20 protein-coding genes and 1 riboswitch are annotated in these 18,518 nt (G+C 68.3%); of the genes, 10 read left to right on the top strand and 10 right to left on the bottom strand.

All coding sequences use genetic code 11. The features are described 5' to 3' along the window. Nucleotides 1-2: 2 nt before the first annotated feature. A complete protein-coding gene (locus WHX56_RS03535) occupies nucleotides 3-869 on the bottom strand; it encodes a lysophospholipid acyltransferase family protein (RefSeq protein WP_287755607.1) in 867 nt (288 codons plus the stop codon). Between the two features lie 281 nt (nucleotides 870-1,150). Between WHX56_RS03535 and metK the strand changes: the two genes are divergently transcribed. Next, nucleotides 1,151-2,314 (top strand): methionine adenosyltransferase, encoded by a 1,164-nt coding sequence (metK, locus tag WHX56_RS03530; RefSeq protein WP_129240440.1) that lies wholly within the window; start codon nucleotides 1,151-1,153, stop codon nucleotides 2,312-2,314. A gap of 85 nt (nucleotides 2,315-2,399) precedes the next feature. Here metK and WHX56_RS03525 read toward each other — a convergent pair whose 3' ends face one another. After that, on the bottom strand, nucleotides 2,400-3,323 hold the full coding sequence (locus WHX56_RS03525; RefSeq protein ID WP_129240439.1) for a LysR family transcriptional regulator: 924 nt from the start codon (nucleotides 3,321-3,323) through the stop codon (nucleotides 2,400-2,402). Between the two features lie 125 nt (nucleotides 3,324-3,448). On the opposite strand from WHX56_RS03525, the gene WHX56_RS03520 reads away from it, so the two are divergent. Genes WHX56_RS03520 through WHX56_RS03505 form a run of 4 tightly spaced genes read left to right on the top strand, consistent with a single transcriptional unit; the run spans nucleotide 3,449 to nucleotide 7,459 of the window. Beyond that, nucleotides 3,449-4,429, top strand: a complete 981-nt coding sequence (locus WHX56_RS03520; protein WP_129240438.1) for a Bug family tripartite tricarboxylate transporter substrate binding protein — start codon at nucleotides 3,449-3,451, stop codon at nucleotides 4,427-4,429. Between the two features lie 50 nt (nucleotides 4,430-4,479). Next, nucleotides 4,480-5,901, top strand: a complete 1,422-nt coding sequence (gene leuC / locus WHX56_RS03515) for a 3-isopropylmalate dehydratase large subunit (protein ID WP_338881737.1) — start codon at nucleotides 4,480-4,482, stop codon at nucleotides 5,899-5,901. Then, a complete protein-coding gene (gene leuD, locus WHX56_RS03510) occupies nucleotides 5,898-6,560 on the top strand; it encodes a 3-isopropylmalate dehydratase small subunit (RefSeq protein WP_338880467.1) in 663 nt (220 codons plus the stop codon). Before leuC ends, leuD begins: the two co-directional genes overlap by 4 nt. Further along, nucleotides 6,557-7,459, top strand: coding sequence for an alpha/beta hydrolase (locus WHX56_RS03505; RefSeq protein ID WP_338880465.1), 903 nt, complete (start codon nucleotides 6,557-6,559; stop codon nucleotides 7,457-7,459). The genes leuD and WHX56_RS03505 overlap by 4 nt, the downstream gene beginning before the upstream one ends. Before the next feature lie 96 nt (nucleotides 7,460-7,555). Here the strand turns inward: WHX56_RS03505 and WHX56_RS03500 are convergent, their stop codons facing one another. Together WHX56_RS03500 and WHX56_RS03495 are read right to left on the bottom strand one after the other, a co-directional pair. Next, complete coding sequence (locus tag WHX56_RS03500; protein ID WP_088446638.1) at nucleotides 7,556-7,840, bottom strand: hypothetical protein; 285 nt, start codon at nucleotides 7,838-7,840, stop codon at nucleotides 7,556-7,558. Next, nucleotides 7,830-8,132, bottom strand: coding sequence for a BrnT family toxin (locus WHX56_RS03495; protein WP_338880462.1), 303 nt, complete (start codon nucleotides 8,130-8,132; stop codon nucleotides 7,830-7,832). Before WHX56_RS03495 ends, WHX56_RS03500 begins: the two co-directional genes overlap by 11 nt. A gap of 264 nt (nucleotides 8,133-8,396) precedes the next feature. On the opposite strand from WHX56_RS03495, the gene WHX56_RS03490 reads away from it, so the two are divergent. From WHX56_RS03490 to metF, 5 genes are all read left to right on the top strand, one after another. After that, nucleotides 8,397-8,633, top strand: a complete 237-nt coding sequence (locus tag WHX56_RS03490) for a DUF1289 domain-containing protein (RefSeq protein ID WP_129240434.1) — start codon at nucleotides 8,397-8,399, stop codon at nucleotides 8,631-8,633. A gap of 68 nt (nucleotides 8,634-8,701) precedes the next feature. Next, nucleotides 8,702-9,772: a glycosyltransferase family 1 protein gene (locus tag WHX56_RS03485; RefSeq protein ID WP_338881735.1), complete on the top strand. Its 1,071-nt coding sequence runs from the start codon at nucleotides 8,702-8,704 to the stop codon at nucleotides 9,770-9,772. A gap of 61 nt (nucleotides 9,773-9,833) precedes the next feature. After that, nucleotides 9,834-9,969, top strand: a riboswitch (S-adenosyl-L-homocysteine riboswitch). A 100-nt stretch (nucleotides 9,970-10,069) separates the two neighbouring features. Continuing rightward, a complete protein-coding gene (gene ahcY, locus WHX56_RS03480) occupies nucleotides 10,070-11,488 on the top strand; it encodes an adenosylhomocysteinase (RefSeq protein WP_287755612.1) in 1,419 nt (472 codons plus the stop codon). A 121-nt stretch (nucleotides 11,489-11,609) separates the two neighbouring features. Then, on the top strand, nucleotides 11,610-11,945 hold the full coding sequence (locus WHX56_RS03475; protein ID WP_006389784.1) for a phage holin family protein: 336 nt from the start codon (nucleotides 11,610-11,612) through the stop codon (nucleotides 11,943-11,945). Then, nucleotides 11,945-12,793 (top strand): methylenetetrahydrofolate reductase [NAD(P)H], encoded by an 849-nt coding sequence (gene metF / locus WHX56_RS03470; RefSeq protein WP_338880459.1) that lies wholly within the window; start codon nucleotides 11,945-11,947, stop codon nucleotides 12,791-12,793. Before WHX56_RS03475 ends, metF begins: the two co-directional genes overlap by 1 nt. A 77-nt stretch (nucleotides 12,794-12,870) precedes the next feature. Here the strand turns inward: metF and WHX56_RS03465 are convergent, their stop codons facing one another. The 6 genes from WHX56_RS03465 to WHX56_RS03440 all read right to left on the bottom strand — a co-directional run bounded on the left by WHX56_RS03465 (nucleotide 12,871) and on the right by WHX56_RS03440 (nucleotide 18,447). Beyond that, nucleotides 12,871-13,848: a tripartite tricarboxylate transporter substrate binding protein gene (locus WHX56_RS03465; RefSeq protein ID WP_338880457.1), complete on the bottom strand. Its 978-nt coding sequence runs from the start codon at nucleotides 13,846-13,848 to the stop codon at nucleotides 12,871-12,873. Nucleotides 13,849-13,878: 30 nt separating this feature from the next. Then, nucleotides 13,879-15,036 (bottom strand): CaiB/BaiF CoA transferase family protein, encoded by a 1,158-nt coding sequence (locus WHX56_RS03460; RefSeq protein WP_129240429.1) that lies wholly within the window; start codon nucleotides 15,034-15,036, stop codon nucleotides 13,879-13,881. Nucleotides 15,037-15,038: 2 nt separating this feature from the next. Beyond that, nucleotides 15,039-15,893: a CoA ester lyase gene (locus tag WHX56_RS03455; RefSeq protein ID WP_338880455.1), complete on the bottom strand. Its 855-nt coding sequence runs from the start codon at nucleotides 15,891-15,893 to the stop codon at nucleotides 15,039-15,041. Nucleotides 15,894-15,903: 10 nt separating this feature from the next. Then, nucleotides 15,904-16,356, bottom strand: coding sequence for a MaoC family dehydratase (locus WHX56_RS03450; protein WP_129240427.1), 453 nt, complete (start codon nucleotides 16,354-16,356; stop codon nucleotides 15,904-15,906). Nucleotides 16,357-16,624: 268 nt separating this feature from the next. Continuing rightward, nucleotides 16,625-17,392: an IclR family transcriptional regulator gene (locus WHX56_RS03445; RefSeq protein WP_338880453.1), complete on the bottom strand. Its 768-nt coding sequence runs from the start codon at nucleotides 17,390-17,392 to the stop codon at nucleotides 16,625-16,627. Between the two features lie 56 nt (nucleotides 17,393-17,448). Next, on the bottom strand, nucleotides 17,449-18,447 hold the full coding sequence (locus WHX56_RS03440) for a tripartite tricarboxylate transporter substrate-binding protein (RefSeq protein WP_338880451.1): 999 nt from the start codon (nucleotides 18,445-18,447) through the stop codon (nucleotides 17,449-17,451). Nucleotides 18,448-18,518: the final 71 nt, after the last annotated feature.

Genomic DNA, 18,518 nt, shown 5'->3' with positions numbered 1-18,518 from the left:
GTTCAGCCCGCCGTGGAGGCCGTGGAGGCGGCCGGCGCCGGGGGCGCCCCGCGCGGCGTCTTGTAGCGGTTGTAGCTCCAGAGGTATTGGTCGGGGCAGCGGCGGATCAGCGTTTCCATGGCGGCGTTTAGCAGCGCGGCCTGCGATTCGGCGTCGGCGGGCAGCGGCTCGGGCACCCGCACGTAGTGGATGCGCCAGCCCCGCCCCTTGGGCAGCCGTTCGCCGGCGGTCAGGATGATGGGAACGCCGGTCTGCGTGGCCAGCTTGCCCGGCAGCGTCATGGTGTAGGCCATGCGTCCGAAGAACGGGGCCCACACGCCGTCGCCCACCCCGGGCGCCTGGTCGGGCAGCATGCCCACGGATTCGCCCCGGCGCAGCGCGCGCACGAATTCGCGCACGCCCTGCATATTGGCCGGCACGGCGTTGACGGCCGAGCTGTTGCGCGCGGTTTCCAGCAGCGGGGCCAGGATGTCCTTGCGCGGCGGCCGGAACATGACCGTCATGGGCATCTGGCGGGCCAGGTACCGCGCGGTGATCTCGAAGCAGCCCAGGTGGGGCGTCAGGAAGAGAATGCCCCGGTTCTCGGCGCGGGCCGCGCTGACCACGTCGTTGTCGTCCGACACCACCCGGGCCAGGCTGTCTTCATTGCGGAACCAGACCCGCGGGCTTTCGAGGATCATGGCGCCGATCTCGCCCGCCGCGCGGCGCGCGAAGGCGGGGGAGGGATAGCCGGCCTGGGCGGCGTTGGCCTGGAGCCGCCGCCGGTACTTGCCGGGCCAGGCGTAGATCGCGCGCCCGGCGAGGCGGCCCAGGGCGTGCGCGACGGGGAGCGGGAGGGCGGCGAATAGTCTGAACAGGAAGAGCAGCATGCGGCGAAGGGGTGAGGCTGGCAGGGTCGCGTCCGGGCCGGGGAACGGGCAGGCGCCCCGGCATGAGCAGCAGAACGGCATTTTCGCTTAAAATAGCGCAGTCGCCGAGTTAACCGACAACTTGCGGGGCGACGGCAAGGGTGTAGCGCGTTGCGCGTCCTTTGCCAAATCCGCTAAAGCGTCGCGCCCAGATCAGTGTATGTCGCAAGGCATGCGGTCCGAGGTGCTACGCGCCTCGTGAACCTATGCGCCGGCCGAGCCGGACACGTAAGGACGCATCTGTGGCCAACAACGACTTTCTCTTCACTTCCGAATCCGTCTCCGAGGGGCACCCCGACAAGGTTGCCGACCAGGTTTCCGACGCCATTCTGGACGCCATCTTCACGCAGGATCCCAACGCGCGCGTCGCAGCCGAGACGCTGTGCAACACGGGCCTGGTCGTGCTGGCCGGCGAAATCACCACGACCGCCAACGTCGACTACATCCAGGTCGCGCGCGACACGATCCGCCGCATCGGCTACGACAACACCGAATACGGCATCGACTACAAGGGTTGCGGGGTGCTGGTCGCCTACGACAAGCAATCGCCCGACATCGCCCAAGGCGTGGACCGCAGCTCGGAAGACTATCTGAACCAGGGCGCCGGCGACCAGGGCCTGATGTTCGGCTACGCGTGCGATGAAACGCCCGATCTGATGCCGGCCCCGATCTGGTACGCGCACCGCCTGGTGCAGCGCCAGAGCGAACTGCGCAAGGACGGCCGCCTGCCGTGGCTGCGCCCCGACGCCAAGTCGCAGGTGACGTTCCGCTACATCGACGGCCGCCCGGCCGAAGTCGACACGGTGGTGCTGTCGACCCAGCATTCGCCCGAGGTCTCGCAAGAGACCATCCGCGAAGCGGTGATCGAAGACATCATCAAGCCCAGCTTCCCCGAAGGCCTGATCACGCCCAAGACGAAGTTCCTGGTCAACCCGACCGGCCGTTTCGTCATCGGCGGCCCGCAAGGCGATTGCGGCCTGACCGGCCGCAAGATCATCGTCGACACGTACGGCGGCGCTTGCCCGCACGGCGGCGGCGCGTTCTCGGGCAAGGATCCGTCCAAGGTGGACCGTTCGGCCGCCTATGCCGCCCGCTACGTGGCCAAGAACATCGTGGCCGCCGGCCTGGCGCGCCAGTGCCAGGTGCAGGTCAGCTACGCCATCGGCGTGGCCGAGCCCATCAACATCACCGTCTACACCGAAGGCACCGGCGTCATCCCCGACGACCAGATCGCCAAGCTGGTGCGCGAGCACTTCGACCTGCGTCCGAAGGGCATCGTGAACATGCTGGACCTGCTGCGCCCGATCTACACGAAGACCGCCGCCTATGGCCACTTCGGCCGTTCGGAACCGGAATTCTCGTGGGAAGCCACGGACAAGGTGCTGGAACTGAAGAAGGCCGTGTAAGCGCGCCTTGCTTCGATAAAAAACGCCCCGCGGGGCGTTTTTTATTTGGGCAACGCCGTCACAGCCCCCAGGCCGGGGCGGGGCGTTACCAGACCGCGCCGTCCGACCCCGGCGCCCGCAAGTGGCGGGCGAAGCGCTGCGACAGGAATTCCACGAAGGCCAGCGTCTTGGCCGGCAGGTTCAGGCGTTCCGGATACAGCGCGTGGATGTCGGCGGGCGGCGTGCGCCAGTCCGGCAGCACTTCGCGCAAGCGGCCGGCGCGCAGGTGGGCGGCCGTCTCCCATTCCGACCGCATCACGATGCCATGCCCGTCCAGCGCCCATTCCAGGGCGCTCTGGCCATCGTTGGAGCTGACCGGGCCGCGCACCTTGACGGTTTCGGCGCGCAGGCCCGATTCCAGCCGCCAGGTGCCGTAGGCCACGTCGTTCTCGCGCACCACGATGCAGCGGTGGCGTTGCAGGTCGCCCGGCGCCCGCGGTTCGCCGTAAGTTTCCAGGTAGCGCGGCGACGCGCAGAGCAGCCGCCGGTTCGAGGCGATCTTGCGGGCGGTCAGGCGCGCGTCCGGCAGGTCGCCGAAGCGCACCGCCACGTCGAAGCCTTCCTCGATCAGGTTCAGCGGCCTGTCGGTCAGCCGCATCTGCACTTCCACCTCGGGGTACTGGCGGGCGAAGTCCGACACGGCGGGCACGATGTGGGCCCGCCCGAAGCCGAACGTGGCGTTCAGCCGCAGCAGGCCCTGGGGCTGCGCCCGGGCGCTGGACACCGAGCGTTCCAGGGCTTCCAGGTCCGCCAGGATGCGTCCGCCTTCGGCCAGGTACAGCTCGCCTTCCTGCGTGACGCTGACCCGGCGCGTGGTGCGGTTCAGCAGCCGCACGCCCAGGCGCTGCTCCAGCTTGGCCAGCCGCGTGCTGACCGCGGGCGGCGTCAGGCCCAGCTCGCGCGCGGCGGCGGACAGATTGCCGTGCTTGACCACCAGCGAGAAGAAGGCGAGGTCCGATAGGGCGTCCATGGGTTTATTTATAAATCAAATTTAATAAAGCTTTAGATGGATTGCTAATTATAAGAATTCAATGGGCTTATACACTGGACTCACCACATAGAGCCGCCAAGCGCGGCCACACGAGGAGACCAGGAATGAAGATCAATACCGCGGCCGGCGCCCTGTGCGCGGCCCTTGTCGCATCCTGTTGGACCCAGCCGGCCGCGGCCGCCGGCGCCTTTCCGGAACGCGCCGTGACGCTCGTCGTGCCGTTCGCGCCCGGCGGCAGCGTGGACATCGCCGCGCGGCTGATTTCCGACGCCTGGGGCCGCGCGCTGGGGCAAAGCGTGATCGTGGAAAACCGCGCCGGCGCCTCCGGCAACATCGGCATGGCCGCGGTGGCGCGCGCCGAACCCAACGGCTACACGCTCGCCATCAACACCATGTCGCTGGCCATCAACCCCGCGCTCTTCCAGAACATGCCGTTCGACACGAAGAAGGACCTGCGTTCCGTGGGCACGGTCGGGACGTCCCAGCACGTGCTGACGGTGACCAACAGCCTGCCGGTGGCCAACGTCGGCGAACTCCTGGCCTACGTGCGCGCCCGGCCGGCCAACGATCTGAGCTTCGGCTCGGCGGGCACCGGCAGCACGTTCCACATGGCCGCGGAATTGTTCAAGTCCGTATCGCGCACGCAGATCCTGCACGTGCCGTACAAGGGCGGCGGCCCCGCCATGCTGGACACCATCAGCGGCCAGGTGCAGATGAGTTTCCCCGTGCTGTCCGCGGCCAAGCCGCAAGTGGACGGCCAGAAATTGCGCGCGCTGGGCGTGACCGGCTCGACGCGGTCGCCGCTGCTGCCGGACGTGCCCACCATCGCGGAATCCGGCTTGCCGGGCTACGAGTTCAATACCTGGTTCGTCATCAGCGCGCCGGCGGGCACGCCGCAGCCGGTGATCGACACCCTGAACGCCAGGCTGGAGCAGGCCCTGCGTTCTCCGGAACTCGCGCAGCGCATGGGCAAGGAAGGCTTCGATCCCCTGATCTCCACCCCCGGCAAGACGGACGCCATGGTGGCCGAGGAGATGGCGCGCTGGGCCGGCATCGTCAAGGACGCCGGAATCCAGGCCAACTGAACGGCCCTCGATAAGCGCCCTTCGCGGGCGCAACCTTTAGGATGCAAGACATGCCCGGCATGACGCTGTACGACAAACTGGTGGCCAGCCATGAGGTGGCCCGGATCGACGACGAGCACATCCTGCTCTACGTCGACCTGCACATCATGAACGAATACACCAGCCCGCAGGCCTTCAGCGGCCTGGCCGCGCGCGGGCGCGAGGTGCTGCGCCCCGGGCAGCAGATGGCGGTGGTGGACCACATCATCCCCACCCATCCGGTTCCGGCGGCGCTGCGCGTGATCGCCGACGAGGCTTCGTCCCGGCAGGCGGTCAACCTCAAGCGCAATTGCGAAGCGCAGCGCATTGCGCTGTTCGACACGACCGATCCGTTGCAAGGCATCGAGCACGTGATCGCGCCGGAGCACGGCATGGTGCTGCCGGGCATGGTGGTCCTGTGCGGCGACAGCCACACCACGACCTACGGCGCGCTGGGCGCGCTGGGCTTCGGCATCGGCACCTCGGAAGTCGAGCACATCCTGGCCACGCAGACGCTGACCTATCGAGTGGCGCGCAACATGCGCATCCGCGTCGATGGCGTGCTGCCGCGCGGCGTCACGGCGAAAGACCTGGTGATCTGCGTCGTGCACCGCATCGGCGCGCAGGGCGCGCGCGGGCATGCGGTGGAATTCTGCGGCCAGGCGATAGCCGCGCTGTCCGCCGAGGCCCGCATGACCCTGTGCAACATGACGGTAGAGGCCGGCGCGCGCGCCGCGCTGATCGCGCCGGACGCCACGACCGACGCCTACGTCACCGCGCGCGCGCCGCAATTGCGGGGCGAGGCCCTGGCGCAGGCGCGCGCCTGCTGGGCCGCGCTGCGCTCGGACGGCGACGCCGTCTTCGACGCGGAGCACGTGCTGGACGCCGCGTCGATCGCGCCCTTCGTCACCTGGGGCACCAGCCCCGACCAGGCCATGCCGATAGACGGCGTCGTGCCGGACCCGCGGGCCGAGCCCGACACGCTGGCCCGCCTGGCGCTGGAGAAGGCGATGGACTACATCGGCCTGGCGCCGGGCACGCCGATCGCGGGCCTGCCGATAGACCGCGTGTTCATCGGGTCCTGCACCAACGGGCGCATCGAGGACCTGCGCGCCGCGGCGAGCATCGCGCGCGGCCGCAAGGTCGCGGCCGGTGTGCGGGCCATGGTGGTGCCCGGATCGGGCGCGGTGCGCGCCCAGGCCGAGGCCGAGGGCGTCGCCGCGCAATTGATAGCGGCGGGCTTCGAATGGCGCCAGCCGGGCTGTTCGATGTGCCTGGCCATGAACGACGACGTGTTGAGCCCGGGCGAGCGCTGCGCGTCCACCACCAACCGGAACTTCGAGGGCAGGCAGGGGCGGGCGGGACGCACCCACCTGATGAGCCCGGCGATGGCCGCCGCCGCCGCGCTGGCCGGCCGCATCGTCGACGTCCGCGAATGGGAGCAGCGCGCATGAATCCGATGATGGAAGGCGTGGCCGCGCCCTTGCCCTTTTCCAATCTGGACACCGACCAGATCATGCCCAAGCAGTTCCTGCGCATCATCGACAAGTCGGGGCTGGACCGGGGCCTGCTGCATGATCTGCGCTTCGATGCCGGCGGCGCGCCGCGGCCCGATTTCGTGCTGAACCGGCCGGCCTATGCCGGCGCGTCCATCCTGGTGGCGGGACCGAATTTCGGCTGCGGTTCCAGCCGCGAGCACGCCGTGTGGGGCTTGCAGCAATTCGGCATCCGCGCCGTGATCGCGCCCAGTTTCGGCGAGATTTTCTACTTCAACGCGGTGAACAACGGACTGCTGCTGGTCAGCCTGGCGCCGGCCGAGGTCGACGCCCTGCTCGCCCGGGTGTCCAATACGGCCACGAACCGCGTGGGCATCGACGTGGCGGCCGGACGCGTCAGCGCGGCGGACGGCTGGGCCGCGGACTTCACCCTGCCCGAGCGCCATCGCCGCATGTATGCCCAAGGGCTGGACATGGTGGGCGCGTCGTTGCAGCGGCTGGACGAGGTGGAATGCTTCGAGGCCCGCCATTGGGCGCGCCATCCGTGGATGAAGGACGTGGCGCGCCAGGTGCGCGACCGCCTGGACGCCGGCAACGCAGACCGAGAGGCTTCATGACCGATTTCTTCGACCTTCCCGTGCGCCGCATCGAGGCCAACGGCATCCGCATCGCCGCGCGCGTCGGCGGCTCCGGCCCGCCGCTGCTGCTGCTTCACGGACATCCGCAGACCCACGCCATTTGGCATCGCGTGTGGCCGGAACTGACGCGGCACCGGACCTGCGTGGCGGCGGACCTGCGCGGCTACGGCGACAGCGACAAGCCGGCGGCGAGCGCGGACCACTCGGCGCACTCCAAGCGCGAGATGGCGGCCGACATGGTCGATCTGATGCGGGCCCTGGGTCATGCGAGTTTCGAGGTGCTGGCGCACGACCGCGGCGCGCGCGTGGCGCACCGGCTGGCGCTGGACCACGCCGGCGCCGTCACCCGCCTGATGCTGTTGGACATCGCGCCGACCCTGGACATGTACGAAGGCACGACGCGCGCCTTCGCTCAGGCCTATTACCACTGGTTCTGGCTGATCCAGCCCGCGCCCCTGCCGGAAACCATGATCGAGCGCGACCCCGTGTTCTACCTGCGTTCGGTGATGGGCGGGCGGCCCGGCGGGCTGGCGCATTTTTCCGACGCAGCCATGGCCGAATACGAGCGCGCGGCCCGGCAGCCGGGCTGGGCCACGGGCATCTGCGAGGACTATCGCGCGTCCGCCACGCTGGACCTGGAGCACGACCGGGCCGGTCGCGCCGCGGGCGAGCGCGTGCGCCAGCCCCTGCGGGCGCTGTGGGGCGAACGGGGCGCCGTGGGCAGGAATTTCGACGTGCTGGCCCTGTGGCGGGCGGTGGCGGACGAGGTATCGGGCAGCCCCTTGCCGGGCGCGCATTACCTGGCGGAGGAGTGCCCGGATGCGCTGCTCGCGGAGGTCCGGGCGTTCTTCGGCTGGGATGGGGATACGGGCTACTAGTGTTCTACCCCGTTATTCATTCACACGAGTGTGGAATGGGCCGTCAAGCGATGAAGCGATATACCACGTGTTCCGCGATGCAGCCGGCTCCGCGGCTTATTGCGAGGCCACTTCGCGTTCCGCTTGCTCAATCACTTCCGATGAGACGCCGTGGCGTTTGAGCGCTTCAATCAGGCGTGTATGCGTAACTTCCGCAAACTGCTGCTCATCACGGCGCAGGCCTTCGCTAAGGTACGACTTGAGTAACGTCTGGTATCCGGAGAATCCTCGTTGCGGCGCGATGGCTTTCATCGAATCGACGACATCTACTGGAATGCGCAGCGTGATCGAGGTCATGGGGCGGTTCTTGGTCAAACGGGTTTTCAGGCGATCAGTCAACATAGAGAGCCTCCTCGCGGGGTTCCGCGCGCCGCGCAGAAATGATGCGTATGCACGATGTTTCGATCTCGATATGTACGACGAACAGCATTCGTGCTTTGAGATCGAAGCCGACGACCGCACTCCGCGCTTCGTCATTGCGGGATGCGTCCGTAAGGACGAAATACGGGTCACCGAACACATAAGCTGCATCTTCAAAGCACACGCCATGCTTACGTTTGTTTCGCTCGGCCTTGTCCCGGTTCCAAACGAACAAATTGCCGTTCATGACGTATTGAACGTCCTGGGTATCCATAGTAGTAGTTGTATTTACTTTGTCAATACGTTCTGCTGGCTGCTACTGCCTACCCGGCAGACAAAGAAATGAAACGTGGGAGATCCCACTCATCATTTGTTAAGCCGCCTTGCCAGCGGAAAGCAGTTCGTTACTCCACTTGCCATGGATCATGATTTTCTTTGTTGAGGAGAGAGAATCTATGCTTGGTGGACGCCCATCAAGCCTGGACGCGCAGTAGGGCCATCCAAAAAGGGACGCACCCCTGGTGTTAACCTTCGCCCCATGAACCGCTATTTCGCCGACCTGTCCGAGTTGCCCGCTGCCGAAGACGCGCAAAGCGTCTCCAAAGCCACGGACTCCCCCTGCGTCGCGGTCTGCTCCACGTTGTTCGACGACATCTGCCGCGGCTGCGGCCGGACGGCCATGGAAGTGGCCAACTGGGTCTTCATGACGGAAGAGGAAAAGCGCGAAGTCTGGGTGCGCATCAAGTCGCAAGGGTATCCCCGCCGCAACAACTAGACGGGCCGTCTTGGGCGTGTCACATGGCGCGGGCTAAATCGCGCTTGTCGCCCACCTCCGGCTCCATCATGCGCATCGTTCTGGTCACGGATGCCTGGCATCCGCAAGTCAACGGCGTCGTCCGAACCTGGACGACCATGCAGCAGATCCTCGGCGAATGGGGCCACGAACTGATCGTGGTGAACCCCCAGGGCAGCCGGACGGTGCCGGCGCCGTCCGAACCGGATCTGCGCCTCTGCCTGCGGCCGGGCCGGCAACTGCGCCGCATCCTGGGCGATACCGTGCCCGACGCGCTGCACATCGCCACCGAAGGCCCGCTGGGCCTGGCCGCGCGCCGCATGGCGCTGGCGCGCGGCTGGCGGTTCACCACCTCGTTCCACACGCTGTTCCCCGACTACCTGCAGGCGCGCATGGGCATTCCGGCGGCCTTGCCCTGGCGCTACCTCCGCTGGTTCCACCGGCCCTCGCAGCGCGTGCTGGTGCCCACGCCCACGGTGCGCGACATCCTGGCGCGGCGCGGGTTGGCGAACCTGCGGATCTGGTCGCGTGGCGTGGACCCGCGAAAGTTCCAGCCCGGCCCTGGCGCGGCCTTCGAGGGCCTGCCCCGCCCCATCTTCCTGAGCGTCGGACGCGTGGCGCGGGAAAAGAACCTGGACGCCTTCCTGTCGCTGGACCTGCCGGGCAGCAAGGTGGTCGTCGGCGCGGGGCCGGACGAGGCGCGCCTGAAGAAGCGCTTCCCCGGCGCGGTCTTCACCGGCATGCAGCAGGATGGCGCGCTGCCGGGGCTGTACGGCGGCGCCGACGTATTCGTGTTTCCCAGCCTGACGGACACGTTCGGCCTGGTCATGCTGGAGGCCATGGCCTGCGGCACGCCGGTGGCCGCGTTCCGCAGCGAGGCGCCGCTGGCGGTGGTGGCCCAGGGCGTGACCGGCTTCCTGGACGACGACCTGGCCCACGCCTGCCGCGCCGCGCTGTCGCTGGACCGCCACGCGGTGCGCGAGCACGCGCTGACCCGCGGCTGGGACGCGGTGGCATCCGACTTGCTGGCGGCGCTGGTGCCGCTGGACGGGAGCGCCCTGGGCGCGCCCGACGCCGAGGCGTCCTGCGTGCCGGAGGGGGCGGGCCGCGCGGCGCGGTAATGGCCGCCAGGGCGCCCGGGGGGGGCTGCCCGCCGGCGGGTTCCCGGGTACAATGCCCGGCAATCCTGAGGAGCGTTGCGACGACCCTGCGGTTCCCGTCTGCGTTGACGACAAGCGGAACCCGGCTCGCCAGGCTCAGGAATCCTTGTTCAAGCGGCGCGCCTTGCGCGGCGCTACAGCAACGGCGCTCACCTTTATCGCATATGGCGGAAAAGGCGAGCACTCGACTGTCGTGGTGTTTTCGCGTTGTCCGGCCATTCTGCGCGCCGTTCGTATTTCACGTGGAGCCTACACACCATGAACGCTGTGACTGACAAATCCTTTTCCGACTACCTCGTCGCCGACATGTCGCTGGCCGGCTGGGGCCGCCGCGAGCTCGCCATCGCCGAAACCGAAATGCCCGGCCTGATGGCCATCCGCGAGGAATTCGCCGCCAAGCAGCCGCTCAAGGGCGCGCGCATCGCCGGCAGCCTGCACATGACCATCCAGACCGGCGTCCTGATCGAGACGCTGGTGGCCCTGGGCGCCGAAGTGCGCTGGGCCTCGTGCAACATCTTCTCCACGCAGGACCACGCCGCCGCCGCGATCGCCGCGTCCGGCACGCCGGTCTTCGCCGTCAAGGGCGAGACGCTGGAAGAATACTGGCAGTACACGCACAAGATCTTCGAATGGCCCAATGGCGAAAACGCCAACATGATCCTCGACGACGGCGGCGACGCCACCTTGATGCTGCACCTGGGCACCAAGGCCGAGAAGGACATCTCGGTGCTGGCCAACCCGGGCAGCGACGAAGAGCGCATCCTGTTCGCCGCCATCAAGGAAACGCTCAAGCGCGATCCCAAGTGGTATTCGACCCGCCTGGCCCTGATCAAGGGCGTGACGGAAGAAACCACCACCGGCGTGCACCGTCTGTACCAGATGTCGCAGAAGGGTGAACTGGCCTTCGCCGCCATCAACGTCAACGACTCGGTCACCAAGTCGAAGTTCGACAACCTGTACGGCTGCCGCGAATCGCTGGTCGACGGCATCAAGCGCGCCACCGACGTCATGGTCGCCGGCAAGATCGCCGTCGTGGCCGGCTACGGCGACGTGGGCAAGGGCTGCGCCCAGGCGCTGGTCGCCCTGCGCGCGCAAGTCTGGGTCACCGAAATCGACCCGATCTGCGCCTTGCAGGCCGCCATGGAAGGCTTCAAGGTCGTGACCATGGAAGAAGCCGCCGCCCACGGCGACATCTTCGTCACCGCCACCGGCAACTACCACGTCATCACGCGCGAGCACATGAACGCCATGAAGGACCAGGCCATCGTGTGCAACATCGGCCACTTCGACAACGAAATCGACGTCGCCGGCCTGGCCGACTGCCAGTGGGAAGAGATCAAGCCGCAGGTCGACCACGTCATCTTCCCGGACGGCAAGCGCATCATCCTGCTGGCCCAGGGCCGCCTGGTGAACCTGGGCTGCGCCACCGGCCACCCGTCGTTCGTGATGTCGTCCTCGTTCGCCAACCAGACGATCGCCCAGATCGAACTGTTCACGCGCAACGAAGCCTACAAGTCCGGCGAAGTCTACGTGCTGCCCAAGCACCTGGACGAGAAGGTCGCGCGCCTGCACCTGAAGAAGCTGGGCGTGAAGCTGACCACGCTTCGCAAGGACCAGGCCGACTACATCAGCGTGCCGGTCGAGGGCCCCTACAAGCCGAATCACTACCGCTATTGATCGGTTGATAGCAAAATAGGAAAGTGCCGCGCCATGTCGGCGCGGGCTTTCCGGTCCGCGGAGCTTCCTCGCGATCGCCTTGCGGCCGCGGGGCCGCCGGACCCAAAACAGGAGGTCGAACATGGCATTGATACTCGTCTGGATCCTGAACGCGGTGGCCTTGCTGGCCGTTGCCTACCTGCTGCCGGGCATCACGGTGGCCAGTTTCGGATCGGCGCTCATCGCCGCGCTGGTGCTGGGCCTGGTGAACATGCTGGTCAAGCCGGTGCTGGTGCTGCTGACGCTGCCCATCACGATCGTCACTCTCGGTCTCTTCCTCATCGTCATCAACGCCTTGTTGTTCTGGTTCGTCGGCTCCGTGCTGAAGGGCTTCCAGGTCAACGGGTTCTGGTGGGCCGTGGGCGGTGCGATCCTGTACAGCATTATCTCCGGCCTGCTTACCAAGCTGATCCCCTAATGTCCGATTCGATTTCTCCCGCATTCAGTCTGGAATTTTTTCCCCCGCGCGACCTGGCCGGTCAAGAACGGCTGGTGCGCGCGGCCAAGCAGATGCTGGCCATTCAGCCCAAATACGTCAGCGTGACGTTCGGCGCGGGCGGTTCCACGCGCGCCGGCACGGCCGACGCCGTGCGCACGCTGCGCAACCTGGGCTGCGATGCGGCGCCGCACCTGTCGTGCGTCGGCGCCACCCGCCAGGACTTGCGGGAAATTCTTCAGGCCTACAAGAACGAAGGCGTGCGGCGCGTGGTCGCCCTGCGCGGCGACCTGCCCTCGGGCATGGGCGGCGACGCGGGCGAACTGCGCTACGCCAACGAGCTGGTGTCGTTCATCCGCGAGGAAACGGGCGACTGGTTCCACATCGAAGTGGCCGCCTATCCCGAAATGCATCCCCAGGCGGCCAATCCCTCGGCCGACCTGGATCATTTCGTGGCCAAGGTGAAGGCCGGCGCCGATGCGGCCATCACGCAGTACTTCTTCAATGCCGACGCCTACTTCGACTTCGTCGACCGGGCCCAGGCCAAGGGCGTCGATGTGCCCATCGTGCCGGGCATCATGCCCATCACGAACCACACGCAGCTCCTGCGCTTCTCGGAAATGTGCGGCGCGGAAGTGCCGCGCTGGATCCGCTTGCGCCTGGCCGAGTTCGGCGACGACAAGGCCTCCATCCGCGCCTTCGGCGTGGACGTGGTGACCGAGCTGTGCCAGACGCTGCTGGACAACGGCGCGCCGGGCCTGCATTTCTACACCTTGAACCATGCGGAAGCGCCGCTGGCGGTGTGGAAGGATCTGTCGCTGCTGGACTAGGTCTCAAGCGCCGGCCTGTCGCGCGGCCCGAAGCCCACCCTCGCGGGTGGGCTTTTTGCTGTCCGCCGGCGGGCGGCCTACTCCGGCTGGATGCCGGCCTGGCGGATCTGCTGGCCCCAGGCGTCGTATTGCGCCCTGACGAACTGCTGCAGGGGGTCGCCGACGGCCAGGTCGGGCTCCATGCCCATGGCGCGCAGCCGGTCTTGCACGGCGGAATCGCGCATCGTCGCCGTCAGTTGGTCGGACCACCACTTCGCGGCCTCGGGCGCCAGGCCCGCGGGGCCGGCCACGCCGATCCAGCCGGTCAGGTCCAGGCTGCCCATGCCCAGCTCCTGGGCGGTGGGCACCGCCGGCAGGATGGTCGAGCGCTTGCTGGACACCAGGGCCACGGCGTTCAGGTTCTGCGCGCGGATCTGCGGCAGCACCGCGCCCAGGTCGGCCGCCACGAAATCGATGCGGCCGCCCAGCAGGTCCGTCACGGCGGCCGGCTGGCCCTTGTACGGCACGCCCAGCACTTCGGCGCCGGCGGCGCGGCTGAAAGCGGCCGCGACGACCTGCCCCGTGCCCGAGCCGTAGCCGCTCGTCACGGCGTTCGGCTTTTCCTTCGCCGCCGCCACCAGTTGGCGGGCGTCGCCGTGCCTGCCGGCGGCGCGCGTGACGATCACGACGTCGAACCGGACCACGCGGCCCACCTGGGTGAAGTCCTTGATGGCGTCGTAGCGCTGGAACGCCTTGGACAGGTAGGGGCCGGACGAACTGGTGGCGCTGGAACTCGGCATCATGGTGTAGCCGTCGGGCGCGGCCCGCGCCACGGTGTCCACGCCCAGCACGCCGAGGGCGCCCGGCTTGTTCTCGACGATGATCTGCGCGCCGGTGCGGGCGCGGATATCGTCCACCACCACGCGCGAGACGTTGTCGATGGTGCTGCCGGCGGGAAAGCCGACGACGAAGTGGATGGGCTTGTCCGCTTGCGGATAGCCGGAGCCGGCGGCGCAGGCCAGCGCGGGCAGGCAGAGCGCGGCGGCGATCAGGGCGGATCGGGTCGTTGTGTTCATGGGTTGTCTCCTCGTGCTTGTTTCGTGGCGTCAGTCCGTCTTTGCGGCGCCGGCTTCCGCCAGGATCTCGGCGGTGTGTTCGCCCAGCCCCGGCGGATGCCGCCGGATGTCGCCCGGCGTGCGGCTGAACCTGACGGGCAGGCCGGCCTGGACCAGGCGTCCTTCCGTGGGGTGTTCCGATTCGTGCCAGAAGCCGGTGGCCCGCAGGTGGGGGTCGGCCAGCAGTTCCTCGAAGCCGTTGACCGGGGCGAAGGGAATGTCGGCGGTCGCCAGCAGTTCGGTCCATTGCGCGGTGGTGCGCTCGGCCAGCACCGTTTCCACGTAGCGGTACAGCTCCGGGAAATGCCGGCTGCGGCTGTTGAGCGTCTGGTAGCGCGGATCCTGCGCCATGCCGGGATGGCCGGCCAGGGCGAAGAACCGCTGCCATTGCGGCGTGGTGTAGGGCACCACGCTCATGTAGCCGTCGCGCGTGCGGAACGGGCGGCGGTATTCGTTGAGCAGGCGCGCATAGCCCGCCGGGCCTTCCGGCGGCACGAAGGTCAGGCCGGCCAGGTGTTCCGGCGCCAGGAAGGCCACCATGCATTCGAACATCGGCACTTCGACCGCCTGGCCGCCGGCGCCGCGTTCGCGCGCCAGCAGCGCGCTGGTGACGGCGTTGGCCACGTACAGGGCCACCACTTTGTCGGCGACCACCGAATTGACGTAGCAGGGAGCGCCGGCGCCCGCGCCGCCTTGCAGCCAGGCCATGCCGGAGGCGGCCTGGATGGTGTCGTCGATGGCCGCCCGGCCCGCGTAGGGGCCGGCTTCCGAATAGCCGTAGCAGGCGCAATAGACCAGGTCGGGAAAGCGCGCCGCCAGCGTGGCGTAGTCCAGGCCCAGGCGGCGCATCGCCGGGGCGCGCATGTTCGAGATGAACACGTCGGCCCCGCCGATCAGCGCGTCGAGCTGAGCCCGGCCCTCGGCGGTCTTCGCGTCGATCACCGCGCTGCGCTTGTTGCGGTTCAGGTTCAGGTGGGTGTGGCTCATGGCGGCATGGCGCTGGGGGGTGACGTGGCGGAACACGTCGCCTTCCGCGGATTCGATCTTGATCACGTCCGCGCCCATGTCGCCCAGCATCTGGGTGGCCATGGGCCCCATGCCGACGCTGGTCATGTCGATGACGCGTATGCCGTGCAGCGGTCCGGGCATGGTCAGTCCTCCCCCAGCAGCCGGCGCGCCAGGCGCAGGTGCGGCCGGTCGATCATCTTGCCGTCCAGCCGCAGCGTGCCCGCGCCGGGGTGCGCGGCGAACGCGGCGATGACGGCCCGCGCCCATTGCAACTGGCCCTCGTCGGGGCTCAACGCCGCGTTGATGGCGCCGATGTGGCGGGGGTGGATCGCCATCTTGCCGACGAATCCGTCGCGATACGCTTCGCGGGCCTCGTCGGCCAGCGCCTCGGGGGCGTCCAGGTCGACGCAGACCGTGTCGATGGCGCGGACGCCGGCGGCGGCCGCCGCCATCAGGCACAGCGAGCGCGCCAGGCGGAAGGGTTCGGTATAGCGGCCCGCGTCTCGGTTGCGCAGCGCGCCGACGTCCGCGGCCAGGTCCTCCCCGCCCCAGGACAGGCCCCACAGGCGGGGCGTGGCATCGCGGTAGTCATGCAGCCCGAACAGCGACTGCGCCGTTTCGGTGACGATGGCCAGGATGCGGGTGGAGCCCGGGACGGCGCCCGCCGCGGCTTCGAAGGCATCGAGGTAGTGCGCCAGTTGCCGCATGTCTTCGCGGCCAGCGCACTTGGGCAGCACGATGCCATAGGGGGCGGCCGGCATCGCGGCGGCCAGGTCGGCCAGGGCGTCGCCGCCGTCCAGCGCATTGATGCGCACCCACAATTGCTTGCCGGGCGCGCCGCGTTCCAGCATGGCGCGGACCTGTGCCCGGGCCGCGGGTTTCTGGTCGGGCGCGACGGAATCCTCCAGGTCCAGGATCAGCGCATCGGCGTCGCTGGCGGCGGCGTGGTCGAACTTGCGCCCGGAATCGCCGGGCACGAACAGCAGGGATCGGGTCATGGCGGGAATCCTAGGCGGGCCGCTTGCGCATCAGGGCCGAGCGCTTGCAGACGGCGACCACTTCGTCGCGGTGGTTCAGCGCCGTGTGCTCGAACTCGACGATGCCCGCGTCGGGCCGGGACTTGCTTTCGCGCATCGACAGCACGCGCGTGCGCACGTGCAGGGTGTCGCCGGCGAACACCGGCTTGGGGAAGGCCACGTCGGTCATGCCCAGGTTGGCTACCGTGGTGCCCAGCGTGGTGTCGTTCACCGTCATGCCGATCAGCAGGCCCAGCGTGAACAGGCTGTTGACCAGGGGCTTGCCGAATTCGGTCTGCGCGGCGAAATGCGCGTCCAGGTGCAGGGGCTGCACGTTCATCGTCAGCGAGCTGAACAGCACGTTGTCCATCTCGGTCAGGGTGCGGGTCCAGGCGTGATCGAAAGCCTGCCCGGCGGAAAACTGTTCGTAATAGAGGCCAGCCATGTTCCTTCCTTCAGGGGAGAGCGCCCGGGGCGGAGCCCGGACCGGGAGCGGCCGCGATGGCCAATACTGCTATTGCGTTCTCACTCTTGAACAAAAGTTTATATTCATGAACGAAACTCGGCAATGATTTTTGCTTTGGCGTAAACCCGCAAGCGCCCGCGGCCGGACGGACGGCGCGCGCGGGGGCGCCGCCTCGCCGGCGGGCGGAGCGGGGAAGGAAGGGGGGAACTGGCCAGCGGACCTGGGCGCGCTGGCCGGGAGGGGGGGGTTACTTCGCGGGCGTGGCGGCCGCGGGGCCGTCGATGCGTTGGGCCAACTGGCGGCTGGCGGCCAGCAGGGTCTGGCCGATGGCGTCGGCCTTGGCGGCCGAACGGTCCAGCGGGGCGCCCACGACGAGCGCCAGCACGGTGCCGTACAGCACCAGCGGCGCGGCGACCGACAGGGTATCGGCCTGGTGCTCGGCGAGGTTCACGTGCCAGCCCCGGCTGGCCTCGGCCTCGATCAGCCGCAGCAGTTGCTTGTGGGTCTTGACGGTCTGGCCGGTGTAGCGGTCCAGGCTGAGGCGGGAGGCCAGCGCCTCCCGGTCGGCGGGCGCCATGGCGCCCAGCAGCGCGCGTCCGGAGGCGGACGCGTGCAGCGGCTTGGTCTGGCCCACGCGGGCCGTGAAGCGCACGATGCGGTCGGGTTCGGCCACGTCGAGGTAGACCACGTGGTCGCCGGACCGCTGCGCGAGGATCAGCGTTTCGCCCAGCTCGTCGCGCAGCGCCTCCAGCGTGGGCCGGATGCGCGTGGTCAGTTGGTCATGTTCGGCGACGGTGCGGGCTTCGTTCAGCCAGCGCCGCGTCAGGTAATACCGCCCGGCGGTCTGGTGGGCATAGCCGTCGCCTTCCAGGGTGTCCAGCAAGGCCAGGCAACTGGACTTGGGGATGCCCAGCCCGGCCGAGATCTGCGACAGGGTGGCGGGAGCCCGCGTATTCGCGAAGAACTGCAGGATGTCCAGCACGCGCCTGGCGCTTTTTACGTCGTTCGTACTCATGCACGGGAATATATATTCATGAACAGGCAGCGGCAACCGCCGCCGCCCTCCGTGCGTCAGTCCGCGTACACCCCCGCCTTGCGGATAATGCCGCCCCACTTGTCGATTTCGGTCTGCAGCCAGGTTTGCAGGCCCTCGGGCGTCTGCTTCGATTCCGGCACGATCTCGGCGCCCAGTTCCGCCATTTTCTGGGTGAAGGCGGGGTCCTTGAGCGCGGCGCGCAGGGCCGCGTTGAACTTGGCGACGGCCTCGGGCGGCGTGCCCTTGGGGGCGTAGACGCCGTGCCACACCTTCACCTCGAAGCCCTTCAGGCCGTTTTCCTGCAGGGTGGGCGCGTCGGGCAGCGCCTTGATGCGGTCCAGCGTGGTCACGCCGTAGAGCTTCACGCGGTCGGCCTTGATGTGGGGAATGGTCTGCGTGGTCTGGTCGCACAGCACGTCCACCTGTCCGCCCAGCAGCGCGGTCAGCGCGGGCGCCGTGCCCGCGTAGGGCACCGTCGTGAACTGCGTGCCCAGCGATTCCTGCAGCAGCATGCCGCAAAGCTGCGACACCGCGCCCAGGCCCGCGTTGGCCAGGTTGACCTTGTCGCCGTTCTCGCGGGCGTACTTGATGAAGGCCGGCATGTCCGCGGGCGGCAGGTCCTTGCGGCCCAGCAGCGTCATGGGCACGTCCGCCACCTGGCCGACGTAGGCGAAATCGGTAAGCGGATTGAACGGCAGCTTGCGGTAGAGCGCTGGCGCGGTGGCCATCCCGTTGTGGTGGATCAGGAAGGTGTAGCCGTCGGGCGCGGCGCGCGCCACGTGCGTGGAGGCCAGGGTGCCGCCCGCGCCGGTGCGGTTCTCGACGACGATGCTCTGGCCCAGCGTCTTCGACATGGAAGCGCCCAGGCTGCGCGCCACGACGTCGGTGGGACCGCCCGCCGCAAAGGGCACGACCAGCGAAATGGGATGGTTGGGATAGGCGCCTTGCGCGGCCGCGTTGCCCGAAGCAAGGCACGACAGGGCCAGCACGGGCCAGGCGGCGCGCGTCGCCGCGCGCGCGAAAATAAGGGGCATGTCTCACTCCTGTGGTTGTATTGCGGCCCGCGCGACGAGACATCGCGGGCCAGGGCCTTAGTGTCGGCCGT

The sequence above is a fragment of the Achromobacter veterisilvae genome (genome assembly GCF_037619525.1).
GTDB classification, from domain to species: domain Bacteria; phylum Pseudomonadota; class Gammaproteobacteria; order Burkholderiales; family Burkholderiaceae_B; genus Achromobacter; species Achromobacter veterisilvae.
This window is presented reverse-complemented; position numbering and strand designations above follow the sequence as displayed.

Coding starts and splice junctions, on each gene's coding strand:
- WHX56_RS03485 (WP_338881735.1), top strand. CDS start 8,702: ATGCGCATCGTTCTGGTCACGGATGCCTGGCATCCGCAAGTCAACGGC.
- leuD (WP_338880467.1), top strand. CDS start 5,898: ATGAATCCGATGATGGAAGGCGTGGCCGCGCCCTTGCCCTTTTCCAAT.
- metF (WP_338880459.1), top strand. CDS start 11,945: ATGTCCGATTCGATTTCTCCCGCATTCAGTCTGGAATTTTTTCCCCCG.
- WHX56_RS03450 (WP_129240427.1), bottom strand. CDS start 16,356: ATGGCTGGCCTCTATTACGAACAGTTTTCCGCCGGGCAGGCTTTCGAT.
- WHX56_RS03520 (WP_129240438.1), top strand. CDS start 3,449: ATGAAGATCAATACCGCGGCCGGCGCCCTGTGCGCGGCCCTTGTCGCA.
- WHX56_RS03495 (WP_338880462.1), bottom strand. CDS start 8,132: ATGGATACCCAGGACGTTCAATACGTCATGAACGGCAATTTGTTCGTT.
- ahcY (WP_287755612.1), top strand. CDS start 10,070: ATGAACGCTGTGACTGACAAATCCTTTTCCGACTACCTCGTCGCCGAC.
- WHX56_RS03460 (WP_129240429.1), bottom strand. CDS start 15,036: ATGCCCGGACCGCTGCACGGCATACGCGTCATCGACATGACCAGCGTC.
- WHX56_RS03525 (WP_129240439.1), bottom strand. CDS start 3,323: ATGGACGCCCTATCGGACCTCGCCTTCTTCTCGCTGGTGGTCAAGCAC.
- WHX56_RS03475 (WP_006389784.1), top strand. CDS start 11,610: ATGGCATTGATACTCGTCTGGATCCTGAACGCGGTGGCCTTGCTGGCC.
- WHX56_RS03465 (WP_338880457.1), bottom strand. CDS start 13,848: ATGAACACAACGACCCGATCCGCCCTGATCGCCGCCGCGCTCTGCCTG.
- WHX56_RS03440 (WP_338880451.1), bottom strand. CDS start 18,447: ATGCCCCTTATTTTCGCGCGCGCGGCGACGCGCGCCGCCTGGCCCGTG.
- WHX56_RS03455 (WP_338880455.1), bottom strand. CDS start 15,893: ATGACCCGATCCCTGCTGTTCGTGCCCGGCGATTCCGGGCGCAAGTTC.
- WHX56_RS03490 (WP_129240434.1), top strand. CDS start 8,397: ATGAACCGCTATTTCGCCGACCTGTCCGAGTTGCCCGCTGCCGAAGAC.
- WHX56_RS03500 (WP_088446638.1), bottom strand. CDS start 7,840: ATGTTGACTGATCGCCTGAAAACCCGTTTGACCAAGAACCGCCCCATG.
- WHX56_RS03445 (WP_338880453.1), bottom strand. CDS start 17,392: ATGAGTACGAACGACGTAAAAAGCGCCAGGCGCGTGCTGGACATCCTG.
- WHX56_RS03505 (WP_338880465.1), top strand. CDS start 6,557: ATGACCGATTTCTTCGACCTTCCCGTGCGCCGCATCGAGGCCAACGGC.
- leuC (WP_338881737.1), top strand. CDS start 4,480: ATGCCCGGCATGACGCTGTACGACAAACTGGTGGCCAGCCATGAGGTG.
- WHX56_RS03535 (WP_287755607.1), bottom strand. CDS start 869: ATGCTGCTCTTCCTGTTCAGACTATTCGCCGCCCTCCCGCTCCCCGTC.